Origin of the sequence: Streptomyces sp. SID12501, from assembly GCF_010550245.1 — a bacterium.
Lineage (GTDB): Bacteria > Actinomycetota > Actinomycetes > Streptomycetales > Streptomycetaceae > Streptomyces.
In genome coordinates this window covers 1-480 of the sequence record NZ_JAAGLU010000506.1, presented here as the reverse complement: position 1 = coordinate 480, position 480 = coordinate 1, and the positions used below count along the sequence as shown (strand labels likewise).

The 480-nt window shown below is 72.9% G+C and carries 1 protein-coding gene; it reads left to right on the top strand.

The window, feature by feature from the left end; translation table 11 throughout:
• A partial coding sequence (locus tag G3I71_RS47005; protein WP_164325071.1) for a class I tRNA ligase family protein occupies positions 1-480 on the top strand: 480 nt, incomplete at both ends.

Genomic DNA, 480 nt, shown 5'->3' with positions numbered 1-480 from the left:
GACCGGTGAGCTCGTCGTCAGCGACGACGCGCCGTCCGCCGAGACGCTGCGCGTGCTGCACCGCACGATCGCCGACGTCCGCGAGGACATGGAGGCGATGCGCATCAACACCGCGATCGCCAAGCTCATCGTGCTCAACAACCACCTGACGACGCTCGAGCGTGCACCGCGCGCGGCCGTCGAGGCGCTCGTCGTCATGACGGCGCCGGTCGCGCCGCACATCACCGAGGAGCTGTGGGCCCGCCTGGGCCACGACGAGTCGGTCGTGCACGCGTCGTTCCCGCAGGCCGACCCGCAGCACCTCGTCGAGGACACGGTCACGTGCGTGTTCCAGGTGCAGGGCAAGGTCCGTGGGCGCGCCGAGGTCCCGACGTCGGTGACGGACGACGCGCTGCGCGAGCTCGCGCTCGCCGACGAGGGCGTGCAGCGCGCGCTCGCCGGGCGCGACGTGCGCACGGTCGTCGTCCGGGCGCCGAAGCT